The sequence below is a fragment of the Bacillus sp. NEAU-CP5 genome (assembly GCF_026420705.1).
In the GTDB taxonomy this organism is placed as follows: Bacteria; Bacillota; Bacilli; order Bacillales; family Bacillaceae; genus Bacillus; species Bacillus velezensis.
Genome location: NZ_JAPMOV010000001.1, coordinates 860,817 through 879,278, shown reverse-complemented (window position 1 = coordinate 879,278; position 18,462 = coordinate 860,817). Strand labels below are relative to the sequence as shown.

Here is an 18,462-nt window from a genome sequence, read left to right as displayed (position 1 = left end):
GGTGAACCCGTTGAAAATAGGTATTATAGGCGCGACTGGTTATGGAGGCGCCGAACTTGTCAGGATTCTTAACCATCACCCTTATGCAGAAGATTGTATATTATATTCATCGAGCGACGAAGGAAAAGAATATGCCGCTTCATATCCGCATTTGAGGAATATAGCGTCACAATCACTTCGGCCGCTTCATATAGAAACGATCCGAAACGAAATTGATGTCATTTTCATAGCCGCGCCGCCCGGCGTTTCCGGAGAGTGGTCGCCCAAGCTGGCGGAGGCGGGTATCCCGGTCATTGATCTATCCGGCGATCTGCGGATTCAAAACCCGGCCGTGTATGAAAAGTGGTATAAGCGGAAGGCCGCTCCGAAAGGAACGATTCAAAGCGCGGTTTACGGTTTAGCTGAACTGCAAAAAGAAGAGATTCAGACTGCAAAGCTGATTGCCAATCCGGGATGTTTTCCGACGGCTGTGCTGCTCGGGCTCGCCCCGCTGGCGAAGAATAAGCTTTTACAAGATTCATTTCTGATTGTTGATGCGAAAACGGGCGTATCCGGCGCCGGCCGAAAAGCATCCATGGGCACTCATTATTCTGAGCTGAATGATAATTTCAAAATTTATAAGGTTAATGAGCATCAGCATACTCCGGAAATTGAACAGCAATTAGCGGCTTGGCAGCCCGGCACAGGCCCGATCACGTTTTCCGCACATTTGGCGCCGATGACAAGGGGCATTATGGCGACGATGTATACGGAGGCTCCTCCGGGTATGTCTGCTGCACAGGTAAGAGAATTGTATTCCGAATTCTACAAAGATTCATATTTTGTCAGAATCAGGCCGGAAGGTGAATTTCCGGCGACGAAAGAGGTATACGGCAGCAATTTTTGTGATATCAGTGTCACCGTGGATGAAAGAACAAACCGTGCCACCATCGTTTCTGTCATAGATAATCTGATGAAAGGCGCCGCAGGGCAGGCGGTTCAAAATTTAAATATCATGAATGGCTGGCAGGAAGAAACGGGACTTACGATGACGCCAGTCTATCCATAGAACGAAAGAGGGATTCGAAAATATGATTCAGCTGAGTGAGGAAATCACGAAAATAAAAGGCGGCGTATCCTCGCCGAAAGGATTTGAGGCAAAGGGCGTGCACTGCGGTCTGCGCTATTCAAAAAAAGATCTCGGAGCGATTATCAGCGAAGCGCCTGCAGTCAGTGCAGCGGTATATACGCAGAGCCATTTTCAGGCAGCGCCCTTGAAAGTGACACAAGCCAGCTTGAAAAAAGAGGGTGTGCTTCAGGCGGTTATTGTCAACAGCGCGATTGCCAACGCCTGTACGGGAGACCAAGGATTAAAGGACGCCTATGAAATGCGGGACGGCTTCGCGAGCCGGCTCGGCATTGAGCCGGAGCTTGTTGCGGTTTCGTCAACCGGGGTGATCGGCGAGCTTTTAGACATGAAAAAAATTCAAGCGGGCATCGAACAGCTCGGTCAAGCACCGTCCGTGTCCGGAGCATTTGAAGAGGCCATTTTGACGACGGATACAGTGACGAAACAGACGTGTTATGAACTGGTGATCGGCGGAGACATCATCACGATCGGCGGAGCGGCGAAAGGCTCCGGCATGATCCACCCCAACATGGCGACAATGCTCGGCTTTGTCACAACGGACGCGGCCGTGGAAGAACAGGCGCTCAAAAACGCGCTCAGAGAGATTACGGATGTTTCATTTAACCAAATCACCGTTGACGGAGAAACATCGACGAATGACATGGTGCTTGTGATGGCGAACGGCTGCGCGGGGAATGATTGCCTGACGGAGGATCACCCTGACTGGCCGGCTTTTAAAAAGGGGTTAAAGCTTGTATGCGAAGACCTTGCCAAAGATATTGCCAGAGACGGTGAAGGAGCGACGAAATTAATTGAAGCCAGAGTCGAAGGCGCGAAAAATAACCTTGAGGCGAATATTATCGCCAAAAAAATCGTCGGTTCAAGCCTTGTGAAGACCGCCGTTTACGGCACAGACGCCAACTGGGGGCGCATCATCGGCGCAATCGGGCACAGTGCGGCAAGCGTAACGGCCGAACAAGTGGAAGTTTTCCTCGGCGGCCAGTGTCTGTTTAAAAACAACGAACCTCAGCCGTTTTCGGAAACTGATGCTAAGGAGTACTTATCAGGTGATGAGATTACGATTGCAGTCCGCCTGCAGGAAGGCTCCGGCAGCGGCCGGGCATGGGGCTGTGACTTAACCTATGATTATATCAAAATCAATGCGAGCTATCGCACATAACAAAGGGGAGCGGCATGAAGAAAACCATCGTTTTTAAGTGCGGCGGAAGCGTAATCCGCGAGTTATCCGCCGATTTTTTTCAAAATGTAAAAGAGCTTATGCAATCGGGCTGGAACATTGCCGTCGTGCATGGAGGCGGCCCGGACATTTCAAGAATGCTGAAAACATTGCAGATTGAAACGGAATTTGTCGATGGACAGCGGAAAACGACCAAACCGGTGCTGGAAACAGCGGAAATGGTCTTGTCAGGGATGATCAATAAATTTTTCGTAACCGAACTCGCGAAAAACGGCCTGAAAGCCGCGGGAATATCAGGAAAGGACGGCGGTCTCCTTCAAGCATCTTACCTTAATCAAGACAAATACGGAGAAGTCGGCGAAATACAAAAAACCGATCCGTCAATCATTCACGCATTAATGAAAGAAGGCATCATTCCCGTTATCGCTCCGCTTTCCATGACAAGTGATTTCGAAACGCTGAACGTCAACGCAGACGCCGCGGCATCGGCCGTCGCTTCAGCCTTACACGCCGATAAACTTTTATTTGTCACGGATGTCGAAGGAATTATGGACGGAGAGAACAGGCTGGATACTTTGACGCCGCAAGAGATTCAGGCCCTCATCGATGACGGCGTGATTTCAGGAGGGATGATTCCGAAGGTAAACTCGGCATTATCGGCACTGAGTGAAGATGTCGAGGAAGTGATGATCGTAAACGGAAAAGGAGCGTTTTTCACCGATCAAGCCTTCCAAGGAACAAAAATCGTCAAAGAAAAGGAGAGCGTGTCATGAGCAGCCTATTTCAAACCTACAGCCGCTGGCCTATCGATATCAAAAAAGCGAAAGGGACAATCGCAGAGGATGAAAACGGAAAAACGTATCTCGATTTTATTCAGGGCATCGCCGTTTCCAATCTCGGCCATTGTCATGATGAGGTCACAGAAGCGGTGAAAGAACAGCTTGACAGCGTATGGCACGTTTCCAATCTGTTTGAAAATGATCTTCAGGAAAAAGCCGCGGCAAAGCTTGCCGGACATAGCGAGGGGGATCTCGTTTTCTTCTGCAACAGCGGAGCCGAAGCGAATGAAGGCGCCATTAAGCTTGCCCGTAAAGCAACGGGAAAGACAAAAATCGTAACATTTCATCAATCCTTTCACGGACGGACCTATGCGGGGATGGCCGCCACCGGACAAGACAAAATCAAGACCGGTTTCGGACCGATGCTTCAAGGCTTTCACTATCTTCCGTTCAATGATCCGTCGGCATTCAGCACGCTTTCAAAAGAGGATGATATCGCCGCCGTCATGCTTGAGACGGTGCAGGGAGAAGGGGGAGTCAATCCCGCCGATCCGGAATTCATCGAAGCCTTACAGACATTTTGCAAAGACAAACAGGCGCTGCTTATCGCAGACGAGATTCAAACCGGAATCGGCCGGACGGGCAAGGCATTCGGCTATGAGCATTTCGGCATCTCTCCGGACATCATCACTGCTGCGAAAGGGCTTGGAAACGGTTTTCCCGTCGGAGCCGTGATCGGCAAAAAGAAGCTTGGCGACGCCTTTACGCCGGGTACGCATGGTACGACTTTCGGCGGCAATAAGCTTGCCATGGCAGCTGTGAAAGCAACCTTGGACATTGTGTTTCAGCCGGACTTTCTCCAGGCGGCGGCAGACAAAGGATCATTTTTAAAAGCGCAGCTGAACCGTGAACTGACAGGGCCTTTTGTAAAAGAAATCCGCGGAAAAGGGTTATTAATCGGCATTGAATGCGCAGGTTCCGTGTCCGGCATCATCGGAGATCTGCAGGAACGCGGGCTTCTCGTGCTTCCGGCCGGACCGAATGTCATCAGGCTGCTCCCGCCGCTTACGGTTTCTGAAGAAGAAATGCTGTCGGCCGTCAGTATGCTGAAAGCAGCGATCGAAGCGCATTCGGCAGTGAAACGGTAATTTTTTTCGATATAAGAGTATAAAAATTCATATTTTTAATTAATTATTCATCAAGAGGTGGGCTTTAGATGAAAGGCTATTTAGTATTAGAAGACGGAACATCATTCGGCGGTGAACTTGAAAAAGAAGCCCGCTGTGTTGGCGAAGCTGTTTTTTTCACCGGAATGACGGGCTATCAGGAAGTGCTTACAGACCCGTCATATAAGGGTCAGATCATCGTTTTTACGTATCCGCTGATCGGAAACTACGGAATTAATGAAAAAGACCTTGAAAGTAAGATTCCTCAAGTCAAGGCTGTTGCCGTCTATGAAGCGTGTGAACATTTTTCTCACCATGAAGCAGTCTCAAGCTTGAGAGAGTATTTAAATAAATGGAACATCCCGCTCTTAACCGAAGTGGACACACGGGCCGTCGTCAAAACCATCCGCTCCGGCGGCACGATGAACGCTGCCGTGTCAACAACAGGAGAGATTCCCGCAGCATCCGGAACAGAAAACCCGGCGGAGCTGGCGCAGTCTGAAGACATCACGTCAATGGGGAACGGAGACCGGCATATTGCGCTGATTGATTTCGGTTATAAAAAATCAATCGCCTCGTCACTTGTAAAGCGCGGCTGTAAAGTAACGGTCATTCCGTATCAGCAGATGAACGCTGTTTATGACATTCAGCCTGACGGAATCGTGCTCTCGAACGGCCCGGGCGACCCGAAAGCGATTGCGCCGTACATGAACCGGATTACATCATTACTCAGTGATTTCCCCGCACTCGGCATTTGCCTCGGGCATCAGCTGATTGCTCTGGCTTTCGGAGGAAATACGTATAAGCTGCCGTTCGGCCACAGGGGTGCCAACCATCCCGTCATTGACCGGAAAACGAAACGGGTGTTTATGACAAGCCAGAACCACAGCTATGTCGTCGATGAAGCATCAATTGACGAAAACGAGCTGTCCATCAGATTTCATCATGTCAATGATACATCAGTGGAAGGGCTCATTCATAAGCGCCTTCCCGTATTAAGCGTCCAGTTCCACCCTGAAGCTCATCCCGGACCGGCTGAGAGCGAGTGGATATTTGATGAATTTCTAGAGAAAGTGATACCAGCAAGGAGAGAAATCGCTCATGCCTAAAGATACAACCATTTCCAGCATATTAGTCATCGGCTCCGGCCCCATCATCATCGGCCAGGCGGCAGAATTTGATTATTCAGGAACGCAGGGCTGCATGGCTCTGAAAGAAGAAGGATACCGCGTTATTCTAGTCAACAACAACCCGGCAACGATTATGACGGATGAGGCGTTTGCCGATGAAATATATTTTGAACCGCTCACAACCGACAGCATCGAGGCCATTATTGAAAAAGAAAAACCGGACGGTCTGCTTGCCAATTTGGGCGGCCAGACGGCATTGAATTTAGCCGTTAAGCTTGAAGAAGCAGGCGTGCTGAAGAAGCATCACGTCAAGCTTTTGGGAACATCGGTGGAAACCATTCAAAAAGGCGAAGACCGGGAGCAGTTCCGCGCCCTGATGAAAGAGCTCGAACAGCCCGTTCCGGAAAGCGAAATCGTCGACAACGAAGAAGACGCCCTCCGTTTCGCTGAGTCTATCGGGTTTCCGGTCATTCTGAGACCGGCGTACACGCTAGGCGGAAAGGGAGGCGGAATCGCGAAAACGAAAGAATCGTTTCAGACGCTTATTAAACAGGCGCTGTTAGCAAGCCCGATCAGCCAATGCCTCGTCGAAAAAAGCATCGCCGGTTTTAAAGAAATCGAATATGAGGTCATGCGTGACAGCAATCATACATGCATCACCGTCTGCAATATGGAAAACATCGATCCCGTCGGCGTGCATACAGGAGACTCCATCGTCGTCGCACCGTCCCAGACGTTAACGGATGAAGAATATCAGATGCTGCGTTCAGCAAGCCTGGCGATTATTTCGGCGCTGGATGTAGTCGGCGGCTGCAACATTCAATTTGCGCTGGATCCGTTCAGCAAACAGTACTATGTCATTGAAGTGAACCCGCGTGTCAGCCGCTCTTCAGCTCTCGCGTCAAAAGCGACCGGCTATCCGATTGCCAAAATGGCGGCGAAACTTGCCGTCGGCTATACGCTTGATGAACTGAAAAATCCGCTGACGGGCTCTACTTATGCAAGCTTTGAACCGGCGCTTGATTATGTCATCGTCAAATTCCCGCGCTGGCCGTTTGATAAATTTAAACATGCCGACCGCACGCTCGGAACGAAGATGAAAGCGACGGGAGAGGTCATGGCGATCGAAAGAAATATGGAAGCGGCCATTCAAAAAGCGGCGGCCTCCCTTGAGCTGAAAACGATCGGCACCCGCCTGCCTGAACTCGGCGGCTGTACGATCAATCAGCTGTGGGAATTAGCGGTAACGCCGGATGACCGGAGATTTTTCGTCGTCATGGAACTGTTAAGCCGCGGTGAAACGATAGAAGACATCCATGCCAAAACGAAAATTGACCCGTTTTTTCTCCATGTGTTCCGAAATATCATCACATTGGAAAACAAGCTGATGGAAGAAGGGGATCATCTGTCTGTCCCGCTTTTAAAGCAGGCGAAGGTAAAAGGCTTCACGGATGTCATGATCGCATCTCTCACGGGAAAAACGGAAGAAGACATCCGTGCTCTCAGAAAGAAATCAGGCATCGTCCCGTCGTTTAAAATCGTAGATACATGCGCCGCTGAATTTGATGCCAAGACGAATTATTTCTACTCCACCTACATCGGGGAAAGCGACGGAGATATCAGCCGAAAAGAGAAAAAACGCGCCCTCATCATCGGCTCAGGCCCGATCCGCATCGGTCAGGGAGTGGAATTTGATTACAGTGCCGTCCACGGCGTTCTGACCCTGCAAAAGCTGGGGTATGAAACGATTATGATCAATAACAATCCGGAAACAGTAAGCACGGATTATGAAATCGCCGACCGGCTTTATTTTGAACCGCTGACGACAGAACATATTTTAAACGTGGCGGAACATGAAAACATTGATTTTGCCATCGTCCAGTTTGGGGGACAGACCGCGATCAATGCCGCTGAACCGCTGGAAAAAGCGGGCATTCCGCTGCTCGGAACATCCTTTGAAACCCTTGATGCGCTGGAGGATCGGGATCTGTTTTATCAGCTGCTTGATGACCTTGACTTGAAACATGCCAAAGGCGAAACCGCTTATTCAAAAGAAGAAGCAACGGAAAAAGCAAGCCGAATCGGCTACCCCGTGCTGATCCGTCCGTCTTATGTCATCGGTGGGATGGGCATGATCATCGTTGATTCAGAAGCGCAAATGTCAGAACTGCTGGAAAATGAAGCGGGCATGCCGTATCCGATTTTGATCGATCAGTACATTACAGGAAAAGAATTGGAGATCGATCTGATTTCCGACGGACATGACGTATTCGTGCCGACTTACACAGAGCACATTGAGCGCGCCGGCGTCCATTCGGGCGACAGTTTTGCGATTCTTCCGGGTCCGTCTGTCACACCTGATATGCAGCGGAATATAAAAGAGGCCGCCGAAAAAATCGCGGTAAAACTGGCTTTTAAAGGCATCATGAACATTCAGTTTGTCATTGATGACAAAGGGGATATTCTCGTTCTTGAAGTGAACCCGCGGGCAAGCCGCACGGTTCCTGTCGTGTCTAAGGTGATGGGGGTGCCGATGATCCCGCTTGCCGCCAGATTGCTGGCCGGCGCTTCCCTTAAAGACATCAAGCCCGAGGTTCAAAACCAGCACGGAACGGCAGTGAAATTCCCGGTTTTTTCTTCGCACGCCATTCAGGATGTGGACGTAAAGCCCGGGCCGGAAATGAAGTCGACCGGAGAAGGCATGTGTGTCGCGTTTGACGCAGAAAGCGCCCTGAAAAAAATCTACGCGCACGTCTGGGAGAAAAAAGGCAGCATCTATCTGGAAGGCTGTGATGCGGAATTGGAACGTCAGGCTCAAGAGGCGGGATTTACCGTATGCAAAGATGCGTTCCCGGCATGGGCAGAGCGAAAGGATAAAGCGGTCCATATCAATTTCAATCACTCTGAAGAAGCGCGTAAACAACGGATCGAAGCCATGACGCACGGTGTGACGGTCTTTACTGAACCGGAAACCGTAAAGGCATTTTTAGCAAGCGGCTCCGGCAAACCTCAGCCTGTATCGCTCAAAGATCTTTATCAAAAGGAAGTGGCATCATGCACACAATAAAAGCGGAACACACATTAACCCATTTGTACGGCAAAGATTTTCTTTCCTTAAAAGATGTCAGCCCGTCAGACATCAATGCGCTTCTGACAGAAGCTTCATTATTAAAACAACATCCGATACAGCCGATTTTCCAAGGGAAAACATTGGCGATGATTTTTGAAAAATCTTCAACCCGCACACGCGTGTCTTTTGAAGCGGGAATGGCCCAGCTCGGGGGAACGGGACTATTTCTTTCAAGCAGCGACCTGCAGCTTGGGCGGGGGGAGACGGTCGCGGATACGGCGAAGGTGCTGTCCGGATTCGTTGATGCCATTATGATCCGCACCTTTGAACATGAAAAAGTCGAAGAGCTTGCCGAGCATGCAGACATTCCCGTCATAAACGGGCTGACCGACCGGTATCACCCGTGTCAGGCACTCGCGGATCTGTTAACGATACAAGAAATAAAAGGAGAACTGAAAGGAGTAAAAGTTGCCTATATCGGTGACGGAAATAATGTGGCGCATTCACTTATGATCGGCTGCGCAAAAATGGGCTGTGACATTGCGGTTGCTTCGCCGAAAGGCTATGAAGTAGAGGAAGAGGCGGTGAATGCCGCGAAAGAAGCGGCGGCTGTTTCCGGAGCGAAAATCACCCTTACCGAAAATCCGCAGGAAGCGGTGCGGGATGCAGACGCGATTTACTCCGACGTTTTCACGAGCATGGGGCAGGAGGAAGAGACGCAGCAGCGGCTGAATGTGTTTGCCCCGTATCAAGTCAACGCCTCACTCGTCAGTCTCGCCAAACCCGACTATACATTTTTGCATTGCCTGCCCGCGCATCGGGAGGAAGAGGTCACGTCCGAGATTATCGACGGCCCGAACTCTGCGGTATTTCAGCAGGCGGAAAACCGGCTTCACGCGCAAAAAGCGCTCCTGAAAGCTCTTCTTTACAAACAGGATGAACAAAAAAACCGCTGAATCTCATTCAGCGGTTTTTGATATTTCTCCGCATACAAGCGCATACTACATAAAAAAGAAAAAGGAGGAAATGACGTGGGACAGCAGCATCAATTCCGCCCGGGACAAAAAGCGCCGAATAACGGTGTGTACGTTGAAATCGGCGAAACGGGAAGCATGGTCAAAAACCCGCAAAAAATCAAGCTTACGGTGGGAGAAATGTTCCCTGAAACTTCAAACCATAACAGATTGTGGACGTATCAACGAAAACCGTGAACACAAAAAAACCTGCTGAATAGCAGGTTTTTTTATTTAATGCTGGTTTGCATCCTGTTTGACAGGCATGATCTCCGCAAGAACAAAGACTAGCACCGCAATAACCACGGCAATAACGGATGATTGCTTGAAATTGTACGCCGCGCTGTTCATGGAGGCGACCAAATAACAGGCCATATGTGTTAAAAGGAACGTCCAAATAAAACCGATAATAAACCGCACGTTTCCACCTCGTCCTTCATTTTATTCTACGTTGTATCATACCATACATAAAGCGCGGGCGGAAGGTCATTTTCTCATCAAAAGCGCGCCTGAAACTGACATGTGCCCGCCTGTCCCGCCGTCTGAAGGAAAATTCGGTTCCTGTGCTTGGGATAATAGCCAAAACATAGCAGCAAATAGGAGTTTATCCGATCCGTTTTCATTCTTCTTACATATGATAGCCAATAGAGAGATTAGGAGTAAAAGGAGGCGGGCAGGCATGGGGATTACGGAAAGATTTTTCCAATTCGGATCTGAGCTGAACGTCATCCATCTGCCGTATCGGCCGAACGGCTTCTGTATCTTTATTCTGGGGGACAGAACCCACTTTGTCAGCCGGGACTCAAGCTTTTGGCTCGAACATGAAGGGAGAAAGCAGCTGTTACATGTGCTGCTTGACAGAGGGTACACCATTTTTAACAGCAATTTATACGGACGGCATTGGGGTTCGGAAAAAGCCGTCCTTTACGCCAGACAACTGATGCATTATGTGCTGAAACAAGAAACCCTCAATCCGAAAATACACTTGCTCGCAGAAGGCATGGGCGCCCTTATCGCCGATCAATTGCTGCAGTCTTCACCGGAGCATATCCGTTCAGCCGCAATGTTAGATCCTTGTCTTGATCTTCAAGCCCATTTTGAATCAGAGAAAGAAAATAAGTTTTTTTATAAGCAGTTTCTGAGGGAAACGGCACAAAGCTTCGGTGTTTCTGAAAAAGAGGCAAGCTCACTGAGCTATCAGACCATTACCGGCTGCCGCACCCGCGTGCCGGTACATATATGGCAAAGAACGACCGGAGCGCCGTACCCGTACACCCTGCATGCGAACGCGTATAAAGAAGCCCGGGAAAAGACCGGAAGCAAGACTGATATCACGTATCACCTGCTTGAGAACCCTGCGCGTATGTACAGAGCCATCTGCCGGTTTTTCCGCAGTCATGAAAAAGACTTGTAATGAATAGAATACAACAGCCATCTCTTTTCAGAGGGCTGTTTGGCTTGTGTGCGAATGAAAAACCGGAAAGGCGGCAGATGTGATGAAGACAGCGCTGATCATTGGAGCAGATGAATTTCTCGGCCTTTCATTGTGCGAACGGTTGATGGATGAGGGTGTGCATGTCGATGTCATTTTGGCAGAACCGGAGGACAAAACGAGGCAGCTGTATTTAGAAGAACGTTTAATGTGGCTCGCGAGAAACGGGCTTTTTCAAATAATAGATGAAATCGGTGAAAAGGAATACGATCGTATCTGCGTTCAATACGGGAGCGGGTGTCTGCCTGAAGAAAGGGCTGAGCCTTTTTATTGGATTGTTTACAGTGAGGATCACGGAGACTGGAAAAAAAACGGTCAGCGGGATACGGCAAAAGCGATTATTCTTCCTCCCCTTTACGGTCCATGGACGGAAGCAAAAGAAGATGGCGAGAGCAGGATCTTTTTAGAAGACGCAGTCTGCGGGCTGATGAATCAGCTTGAGGCTGACGGCACAGAAGACGAAAATCAGATTATTACCCTGGAAATAAAAGAAAAAACGCAAAAAACGGAAGCGGAAGAAAAAATTCAAGAGTGGAAAAGACAATTTTCATCAATATTCGACAATTTTTAAGAAATACCTTCCATGTTATGTGCATTACCGCTACAATAAACGTATATCAATTATATATGTTATGAGTTTGAAAAGGGGTTGAACATGGCTTGATCACCAGGCTTGTCATGATCTTTTCTCTCCTCCTTTTATTGAGCGGATGCGCACAAACTCCGTTTAAAGGAAAAATTGAGAAGGTCGGAATGCTTTTTCCCGATACCATCAGTGACTTGGTATGGGGCACAAAAGGTTACAAAGGTTTATTAGCGATACAATCTGAATTTAACGTTGACGTTTATTATAAAGAAAATATCAGATCCGATGAAGATATTTTAAAAGCGATAGATGATTTTCATAAAAAAGGAGTCAATCTTTTATACGGGCACGGAAATGAATACGAGGAAATCTTCAATATGATCAGCAAGGATTATCCCGACATGGAATTCGTCGTCGCAAACGGAACGGCGAAAAGCGATAATGTCACAAGCGTTCACCTTATGGGTGAAGCAATGGGCTTTTTCGGGGGAATGACGGCCGCCCATATGTCAAAAACCAATGAGGTAGGCGTCATCGCCTCCTTTTTGTGGCAGCCTGAAGTAGACGGCTTTATCAAAGGGGCGAAATATGAAAAACCCGATATCACCGTCAATACTGAATTTACGGACCACTGGGATAACGGCAATGAAGCGCTGCATCTTTACGAAAAGTTAAAAGCGGAAGGCACGGATGTTGTATATCCGGCCGGAGACGGGTATAATGTTCCTGTCATTCAGCAAATCAAAAAAGACGGGCTTTACGCCATCGGCTATGTCGCCGAGCAATCGAATCTCGGCAAAAACACGGTGCTGACAAGCACGGTGCAAAACGTAGATAAAGCCTATACATTAATTGCCGAGCAATATAATAAAGGTACGCTCAAGAGCGGAGATCACAACTTTGATTTCAGGGAAGGAGTCGTTGAAATGGGGACGTTCAGCCCTCTGGTGGACAAAGCATTTCAAGACAAAATCTCAGACCTTGTAAAAACGTATAACCGAACAAATGAACTGCCGTCAAATGAATAGAGGTGGATACACATGCAGCATGAAAAGTCTCTTGAATTTATGCAGATCGCGATGAAATACCTGCCGGAAGCAAAGGCGGAGCTTGAGAAATCCGGCATAGATCTGTCTATGGAAATGATTCAGCCGTTTATGGACCTGTTTACATCGGTCATGGCGGAAGCGTATGAGCTTGGCAGATCTGATGCCGGGGAGCTGAATAAATAAAGAGAGCCACTTTTCATGAAGTGGCTTTTCACATGATTTTTTTCTTTATAGCGGACACCATCGGCGCGAAGTCTTTAAATACGGGCTTTAATTGATCCAGAGAGTTCATGATGGACCCCAGCTGATTCATCACGTGGTTGTAATCGATTTCTTCTTCGTTTTCAGCCTGAGGCTGCTCCGGGTTTTCTTCCGGTTCTTTATCCCGGTCTCTGGAATCGCCGAACATCATTTTGGAGAAAATATCCATAGTGAAGCCTCCTTTCGTCTTTCTTTTATTCTATGAGGAGCAGCGTCCGATAGTTTAGACGAATATATTGCCAACAGAAAAAAAATAGGGTAGAATTAGTACCTGATACTAATAATTGATCATAACTAATTAGTTTTAAATTCATTATAAAAAAGGAGTCTTTTCCAATGAAAGCTGGAATTCTTGGCGTCGGCCGTTACATCCCGGAAAAAGTGCTGACAAATCATGATCTTGAACAAATGGTAGATACATCGGACGAGTGGATTCGTACGAGAACAGGTATAGAAGAAAGAAGAATCGCCGCGGAAGATATGTATTCATCCGGCATGGCCGCTGAGGCTGCGCAAAAAGCGCTTGATCAGGCCGGCATTTCCGCTGAGGAGCTTGATATGATCCTCGTGGCGACGGTTACTCCTGACCAGTCTTTCCCGACCGTTTCCTGTATGATACAAGAGAAGCTCGGGGCCAAAAAAGCGTGCGCGATGGATATCAGCGCCGCGTGTGCGGGTTTTATGTACGGTATCGTAACCGCCAAACAATTCATTGAATCGCAAACATACAAACATGTCCTCGTGGTCGGCGTGGAAAAGCTCTCAAGCATTACCGACTGGGACGACCGCAATACGGCTGTGCTGTTCGGAGACGGAGCCGGAGCGGCGGTCATCGGACCGGTCAGCGACGACAGAGGCATACTGTCATTTGAGCTCGGAGCAGACGGTACAGGCGGTCAGCACTTGTACTTAGATGAAAAAGGGCATACAATCATGCATGGAAGAGAAGTATTCAAATTCGCCGTCCGGCAAATGGGTGAATCGAGTGTAAATGTCATTGAAAAAGCCGGCCTCTCCAAAGAGGACGTAGACTTTTTGATTCCGCATCAAGCAAACATCCGCATCATGGAAGCGGCACGGGAACGTTTGGAGCTTCCGGTTGAAAAGATGTCTAAAACAGTCCATAAATATGGAAACACATCCGCAGCATCCATTCCGATTTCATTAGTAGAGGAACTGGAAGCAGGCAAAATTAAAGACGGCGACGTCATCGTCATGGTCGGTTTCGGCGGAGGATTGACATGGGGCGCCATAGCAATACGCTGGGGACGATAAAAAAAAGTGAGGTGCACACAAGATGAGTAAAAAAAGAGTAGTCGTTACAGGGCTTGGAGCCCTGTCTCCGCTTGGAAACGACGCCGAAACAAGCTGGAAAAATGCAATCGGCGGCGTATCCGGAATCGGACCGATCACACGTGTGGAATCGGACGAGTATCCGGCGAAAGTAGCTGCTGAACTGAAAGATTTCAATATTGAAAATCACATGGATAAAAAAGAAGCGCGAAAAATGGACCGCTTCACGCAATACGCTGTCGTAGCCGCGAAAATGGCCGTTCAAGATGCCGGTCTTAACATCACAGACGAGATCGCGCCGAGAGTCGGCGTTTGGGTCGGGTCCGGAATCGGCGGTCTTGAAACGCTTGAATCCCAATTCGAAATCTTCCTGACAAAAGGGCCGAGAAGGGTCAGCCCGTTCTTTGTTCCGATGATGATTCCTGATATGGCGACAGGCCAAATCTCAATCGCTCTCGGAGCAAAAGGAGTCAACTCCTGTACGGTGACGGCATGTGCGACGGGAACGAACTCTATCGGTGACGCGTTTAAAGTCATTCAGCGCGGCGATGCCGATGCGATGATTACGGGCGGAACAGAAGCGCCGCTGACAAGAATGTCATTTGCAGGCTTCAGTGCAAACAAAGCCCTTTCTACAAATCCTGATCCGAAAACGGCAAGCCGCCCGTTTGATAAAAACCGTGACGGCTTTGTCATGGGAGAAGGCGCGGGGATCATCGTGCTTGAAGAGCTGGAGCATGCCCTTGCCCGCGGTGCGAAAATCTACGGGGAAATTGTCGGCTACGGCTCAACGGGTGACGCCTACCACATTACCGCGCCTGCCCAAGACGGGGAAGGCGGTGCGAGAGCGATGCAGGAAGCAATCAAAGATGCGGGCATCAAGCCTGAAGAAATTGATTACATCAACGCTCACGGGACAAGCACGTACTACAATGATAAATACGAGACAAAAGCCATTAAGACCGTTTTCGGTGATCATGCGTACAAGCTTGCCGTCAGTTCGACAAAATCAATGACGGGTCATTTGTTAGGCGCTGCCGGAGGAATTGAAGCAATCTTCTCCGTCATGGCCATTAAAGACGGCATTATCCCGCCGACGATTAACATCGAAACACCTGATGAAGAGTGTGATTTAGATTATGTACCGGACAAAGCGCGCGAGCAGGATGTCAACGTCGTTCTCAGCAACTCGCTCGGCTTCGGCGGACATAATGCCACTCTGATCTTTAAAAAATATCAATAGTACAGTTTTGACCGGCTGCCTGAAAAAGGTGGCCGGTTTTTTTGTGCGTGCATATGATAACAACAAGAGGAGGCGAACCGGTATGAGCGTCAAGCAGACATATCAATGGATGGAAAAGGCGGCATCCGTAAATGATCTGGCCCCGCATCTTTTGCCGCTTTTTTCAGGGGCCGATAAGAAAGAGTGGAAGCCGATACTCGGGATGCTGCAAAACCACGGCATGTTCCGCCATTTGAAGGATGGCGTTAGGACCAGTAAACGGCTGAAAGAAAAAGGATGCTACAGTCATATTCAAAAGGAGGAAGCCTATTTAAAGGAGAAGTGGAACGGGCCGGACGTGCCGATCGTAGTTTTGCCCGTGGATGAACGAAACCGGAAAATCCGTCAGGAATTCGGATCAAAATCCGGTCTGGCCTTTCGGGACAAAATGTTCCTCTTTCTATCGTCGGATAGTTCCAATTCAGCTGTATCCGCCCTTATGACACATGAATATAATCACGTCTGCCGGTTAGAACATGTGACAAAGGACGAAAAAGATGAGACATTTCTTGATACAATCATGATGGAGGGGCTGGCAGAATATGCTGTATATGAGCGGTTCGGCTCAAGTCTTACGGCGGAATGGACGTCCTACTATACGCCTGAGCAGCTTGATTTTCTGTTTGAAAAAAGAGTCAAGCCGAACCTCCGCTTAACGAGAGACAGCAGAATGTTTTCCCAGCTGTTATACGGAAAAGGATACTTCCCCTCAATGCTCGGCTATGCTGTCGGATTCAATATAGTAAAAAAATATTTAACCGACCATCAAAAAACAGTAAAAGAAGCATTGGCCATCCCTTCAAAAACCTTTCTGGAGGCAACGCATTAATAGATTAAAAGAATGGAAATTATTTAAGGATATTACATTTATCCTAAAAAATTCTTGCTTTTGTAATAATGATGTAATAATATACAACTATAAAATTTTTCGACTATTCTATATTTTGTGATAGCGAAACGTATGTTTCCCTCTGCTTCAGCGGAATGAGAAAGGGGCGTATCATGAGCACACTATTAGAAGTGAATAATTTAAAGACCTATTTTTTCAGAAAGAAACAGCCGATCCCCGCAGTCGACGGGGTTGATTTTCACATTAACAAAGGCGAAACCGTCGCTCTTGTAGGAGAATCCGGCTCGGGCAAAAGCATCACCTCGCTTTCTATTATGGGACTTGTCCAAGGCTCGGGCGGAAAAATTATGGACGGCTCGATTAAGCTTGAAGGCAGGGACCTGGCCTCCTTCACCGAAAACGAATATTGCAAAATCCGCGGAAATGACGTCTCTATGATCTTTCAGGAGCCCATGACTTCCCTGAATCCGGTGCTGACCATCGGCGAACAAATTACCGAGGTGCTTGAATACCATAAAAAAATGAATAAAAGAGAAGCGGCTAAAAAAGCCGTTGAGCTTCTGGAGCTCGTCGGATTCTCCAGAGCGGAACAAGTGATGAAAGAATATCCGCACCGTCTTTCCGGAGGGATGAGACAGAGGGTGATGATCGCCATTGCGCTCAGCTGCAATCCGAAGCTTCTGATCGCTGATGAGCCGACGACGGCGCTTGATGTGACGATACAAGCCCAAGTATTGGAGCTGATGAAAGACCTCTGCAAAAAATTCGATACTTCCATTCTGCTGATCACTCACGATTTAGGTGTGGTTTCCGAAGCCGCCGACAGGGTGATCGTGATGTACTGCGGACAAGTCGTAGAGAGCGCGAGTGTGGAGGACTTATTTTTAAACCCTCTTCATCCGTATACCGAAGGGCTGTTAAACTCCATACCGGTGATAGATGGAGAGATTGATACATTAAAAGCGATCAAAGGCAGTGTCCCGACACCGGATAATCTTCCGGAAGGCTGCCGATTCGCCCCGAGGTGTTCAAAAGCGATGGACAAATGCAAAACAGGGCAGCCGGAGCTGATAACGCATGAAAGCGGCCGTTCTGTAAGATGTTTTTTATATGAGGAAGAGGGTGCCCAATCAAAATGACAGCTGCAGGCCAAGAAACGATTTTAGAGCTGAAAGACGTAAAAAAATATTTCCCGATCCGCTCCGGTTTTTTTCAAAGGAAAGTCGGTGATATAAAGGCTGTTGACGGCGTTTCTTTTTCACTGAAGCGCGGGGAGACGCTCGGCATCGTCGGTGAATCAGGATGCGGCAAATCAACGGCGGGAAGGACGATGATCCGTTTATACAAGCCGACAGACGGCCGGATTCTTTTTAAGGGTCAGGATATCTCGGGCTTATCTGAAGAAAAGCTGAGAAAAAGCGTCCGCAAAAACATCCAGATGGTCTTCCAAGATCCCTTCGCATCCCTTAACCCGAGGAAAACGCTGCGTTCCATTATTAAAGAGCCGTTCCAGACTCACCATATGTACAGCATGAGCGAGCGGAACGAGCGAGTGGAGGAGCTGCTGGCGAAAGTCGGCCTTCATCCGAGCTTTGCAAACCGCTATCCGCACGAATTTTCCGGGGGGCAGCGCCAGCGGATCGGGATTGCGCGGGCTCTGACGTTGAATCCCGAGCTGATTATTGCGGATGAACCCGTTTCTGCACTCGATGTCTCCATTCAGGCCCAGGTCATCAATCTGATGGAAGAACTGCAGGAAGAATTCAACCTGACCTATTTGTTTATTTCTCATGATTTGAGTGTTGTCCGCCATATCAGCGACAGAGTCGGCGTCATGTATCTGGGAAAAATGATGGAGCTGACCGATAAACACGAGCTGTACGGCAATCCGCTTCACCCTTATACGCAAGCGCTTTTGTCTTCAGTGCCCGTCACGAGAAAAAAAGACGCCGTCAAGCGGGAACGAATCATCCTGAAAGGAGAACTGCCAAGCCCGGCAAACCCACCGAAAGGCTGCGTGTTCCACACGCGGTGCCCGATGGCCAAACCGATCTGCAAGGAACAAATCCCGGCATTTGAAGAAGCCGCTCCCGGCCATTACGTCGCCTGCCATTTATATGCCTGAAATGACAAGCATCGAGAGGGGGTATGCCGGATTACATAACCAGTTTGCTGCATATATATC

Annotated in this window: 19 protein-coding genes; 17 read left to right on the top strand and 2 right to left on the bottom strand. The window is 48.5% G+C overall.

Annotated elements, in window-relative coordinates:
• The first annotated feature begins 10 nt into the window (after window positions 1–10).
• The 8 genes from argC to OTK50_RS03770 all read left to right on the top strand — a co-directional run bounded on the left by argC (window position 11) and on the right by OTK50_RS03770 (window position 9,662).
• Entirely contained in the window at window positions 11–1,048 is a 1,038-nt protein-coding gene (gene argC, locus OTK50_RS03805) for an N-acetyl-gamma-glutamyl-phosphate reductase (protein WP_007409136.1), read from the top strand.
• A gap of 22 nt (window positions 1,049–1,070) precedes the next feature.
• Window positions 1,071–2,288 carry a bifunctional ornithine acetyltransferase/N-acetylglutamate synthase gene (gene argJ, locus OTK50_RS03800; protein WP_224224172.1) on the top strand — a complete coding sequence of 406 codons (1,218 nt, stop codon included), beginning with the start codon at window positions 1,071–1,073 and terminating at the stop codon, window positions 2,286–2,288.
• Between the two features lie 14 nt (window positions 2,289–2,302).
• Window positions 2,303–3,079 carry an acetylglutamate kinase gene (gene argB, locus OTK50_RS03795; protein WP_101670361.1) on the top strand — a complete coding sequence of 259 codons (777 nt, stop codon included), beginning with the start codon at window positions 2,303–2,305 and terminating at the stop codon, window positions 3,077–3,079.
• On the top strand, window positions 3,076–4,233 hold the full coding sequence (locus OTK50_RS03790; RefSeq protein WP_224224173.1) for an acetylornithine transaminase: 1,158 nt from the start codon (window positions 3,076–3,078) through the stop codon (window positions 4,231–4,233). Before argB ends, OTK50_RS03790 begins: the two co-directional genes overlap by 4 nt.
• A 68-nt stretch (window positions 4,234–4,301) precedes the next feature.
• Window positions 4,302–5,360, top strand: a complete 1,059-nt coding sequence (locus OTK50_RS03785; RefSeq protein ID WP_012117273.1) for a carbamoyl phosphate synthase small subunit — start codon at window positions 4,302–4,304, stop codon at window positions 5,358–5,360.
• The gene (locus OTK50_RS03780; RefSeq protein WP_224224174.1) at window positions 5,353–8,448 is read left to right on the top strand and encodes a carbamoyl phosphate synthase large subunit; all 3,096 of its coding nucleotides are present in this window, start codon (window positions 5,353–5,355) and stop codon (window positions 8,446–8,448) included. Before OTK50_RS03785 ends, OTK50_RS03780 begins: the two co-directional genes overlap by 8 nt.
• Window positions 8,436–9,407, top strand: coding sequence for an ornithine carbamoyltransferase (gene argF, locus OTK50_RS03775; RefSeq protein ID WP_224224175.1), 972 nt, complete (start codon window positions 8,436–8,438; stop codon window positions 9,405–9,407). Before OTK50_RS03780 ends, argF begins: the two co-directional genes overlap by 13 nt.
• A gap of 75 nt (window positions 9,408–9,482) precedes the next feature.
• The gene (locus tag OTK50_RS03770; RefSeq protein WP_003155070.1) at window positions 9,483–9,662 is read left to right on the top strand and encodes a YjzC family protein; all 180 of its coding nucleotides are present in this window, start codon (window positions 9,483–9,485) and stop codon (window positions 9,660–9,662) included.
• Between the two features lie 36 nt (window positions 9,663–9,698).
• Here the strand turns inward: OTK50_RS03770 and OTK50_RS03765 are convergent, their stop codons facing one another.
• Entirely contained in the window at window positions 9,699–9,884 is a 186-nt protein-coding gene (locus OTK50_RS03765) for a YjzD family protein (protein WP_003155069.1), read from the bottom strand.
• Window positions 9,885–10,143: 259 nt separating this feature from the next.
• On the opposite strand from OTK50_RS03765, the gene OTK50_RS03760 reads away from it, so the two are divergent.
• From OTK50_RS03760 to OTK50_RS03745, 4 genes are all read left to right on the top strand, one after another.
• Window positions 10,144–10,878 (top strand): hypothetical protein, encoded by a 735-nt coding sequence (locus OTK50_RS03760; protein WP_007610576.1) that lies wholly within the window; start codon window positions 10,144–10,146, stop codon window positions 10,876–10,878.
• An 82-nt stretch (window positions 10,879–10,960) separates the two neighbouring features.
• Window positions 10,961–11,527: a hypothetical protein gene (locus OTK50_RS03755; protein WP_224224176.1), complete on the top strand. Its 567-nt coding sequence runs from the start codon at window positions 10,961–10,963 to the stop codon at window positions 11,525–11,527.
• An 89-nt stretch (window positions 11,528–11,616) separates the two neighbouring features.
• Entirely contained in the window at window positions 11,617–12,570 is a 954-nt protein-coding gene (locus OTK50_RS03750; RefSeq protein ID WP_007610578.1) for a BMP family ABC transporter substrate-binding protein, read from the top strand.
• Window positions 12,571–12,582: 12 nt separating this feature from the next.
• Entirely contained in the window at window positions 12,583–12,774 is a 192-nt protein-coding gene (locus OTK50_RS03745; protein ID WP_003155061.1) for a ComZ family protein, read from the top strand.
• Between the two features lie 28 nt (window positions 12,775–12,802).
• Here OTK50_RS03745 and OTK50_RS03740 read toward each other — a convergent pair whose 3' ends face one another.
• Complete coding sequence (locus OTK50_RS03740; RefSeq protein ID WP_007409123.1) at window positions 12,803–13,021, bottom strand: hypothetical protein; 219 nt, start codon at window positions 13,019–13,021, stop codon at window positions 12,803–12,805.
• Between the two features lie 167 nt (window positions 13,022–13,188).
• Between OTK50_RS03740 and OTK50_RS03735 the strand changes: the two genes are divergently transcribed.
• The 5 genes from OTK50_RS03735 to OTK50_RS03715 all read left to right on the top strand — a co-directional run bounded on the left by OTK50_RS03735 (window position 13,189) and on the right by OTK50_RS03715 (window position 18,402).
• Window positions 13,189–14,127, top strand: a complete 939-nt coding sequence (locus OTK50_RS03735; protein WP_007409122.1) for a beta-ketoacyl-ACP synthase III — start codon at window positions 13,189–13,191, stop codon at window positions 14,125–14,127.
• 22 nt (window positions 14,128–14,149) lie between these two features.
• Complete coding sequence (gene fabF, locus OTK50_RS03730) at window positions 14,150–15,388, top strand: beta-ketoacyl-ACP synthase II (protein WP_007610580.1); 1,239 nt, start codon at window positions 14,150–14,152, stop codon at window positions 15,386–15,388.
• Between the two features lie 82 nt (window positions 15,389–15,470).
• A complete protein-coding gene (locus OTK50_RS03725) occupies window positions 15,471–16,256 on the top strand; it encodes a DUF2268 domain-containing protein (RefSeq protein WP_029325951.1) in 786 nt (261 codons plus the stop codon).
• A 173-nt stretch (window positions 16,257–16,429) separates the two neighbouring features.
• Window positions 16,430–17,416, top strand: coding sequence for an ABC transporter ATP-binding protein (locus OTK50_RS03720; protein ID WP_029325950.1), 987 nt, complete (start codon window positions 16,430–16,432; stop codon window positions 17,414–17,416).
• Entirely contained in the window at window positions 17,413–18,402 is a 990-nt protein-coding gene (locus OTK50_RS03715) for an ABC transporter ATP-binding protein (protein ID WP_007610590.1), read from the top strand. The genes OTK50_RS03720 and OTK50_RS03715 overlap by 4 nt, the downstream gene beginning before the upstream one ends.
• Window positions 18,403–18,462: the final 60 nt, after the last annotated feature.

Bases quoted from the DNA above. Each gene is read 5' to 3' on its own strand.
- argJ (WP_224224172.1), top strand. From the start codon at position 1,071: ATGATTCAGCTGAGTGAGGAAATCACGAAAATAAAAGGCGGCGTATCC.
- argB (WP_101670361.1), top strand. From the start codon at position 2,303: ATGAAGAAAACCATCGTTTTTAAGTGCGGCGGAAGCGTAATCCGCGAG.
- OTK50_RS03790 (WP_224224173.1), top strand. From the start codon at position 3,076: ATGAGCAGCCTATTTCAAACCTACAGCCGCTGGCCTATCGATATCAAA.
- OTK50_RS03785 (WP_012117273.1), top strand. From the start codon at position 4,302: ATGAAAGGCTATTTAGTATTAGAAGACGGAACATCATTCGGCGGTGAA.
- OTK50_RS03780 (WP_224224174.1), top strand. From the start codon at position 5,353: ATGCCTAAAGATACAACCATTTCCAGCATATTAGTCATCGGCTCCGGC.
- argF (WP_224224175.1), top strand. From the start codon at position 8,436: ATGCACACAATAAAAGCGGAACACACATTAACCCATTTGTACGGCAAA.
- OTK50_RS03760 (WP_007610576.1), top strand. From the start codon at position 10,144: ATGGGGATTACGGAAAGATTTTTCCAATTCGGATCTGAGCTGAACGTC.
- OTK50_RS03755 (WP_224224176.1), top strand. From the start codon at position 10,961: ATGAAGACAGCGCTGATCATTGGAGCAGATGAATTTCTCGGCCTTTCA.
- OTK50_RS03745 (WP_003155061.1), top strand. From the start codon at position 12,583: ATGCAGCATGAAAAGTCTCTTGAATTTATGCAGATCGCGATGAAATAC.
- OTK50_RS03740 (WP_007409123.1), bottom strand. From the start codon at position 13,021: ATGGATATTTTCTCCAAAATGATGTTCGGCGATTCCAGAGACCGGGAT.
- OTK50_RS03735 (WP_007409122.1), top strand. From the start codon at position 13,189: ATGAAAGCTGGAATTCTTGGCGTCGGCCGTTACATCCCGGAAAAAGTG.
- fabF (WP_007610580.1), top strand. From the start codon at position 14,150: ATGAGTAAAAAAAGAGTAGTCGTTACAGGGCTTGGAGCCCTGTCTCCG.
- OTK50_RS03725 (WP_029325951.1), top strand. From the start codon at position 15,471: ATGAGCGTCAAGCAGACATATCAATGGATGGAAAAGGCGGCATCCGTA.
- OTK50_RS03720 (WP_029325950.1), top strand. From the start codon at position 16,430: ATGAGCACACTATTAGAAGTGAATAATTTAAAGACCTATTTTTTCAGA.
- OTK50_RS03715 (WP_007610590.1), top strand. From the start codon at position 17,413: ATGACAGCTGCAGGCCAAGAAACGATTTTAGAGCTGAAAGACGTAAAA.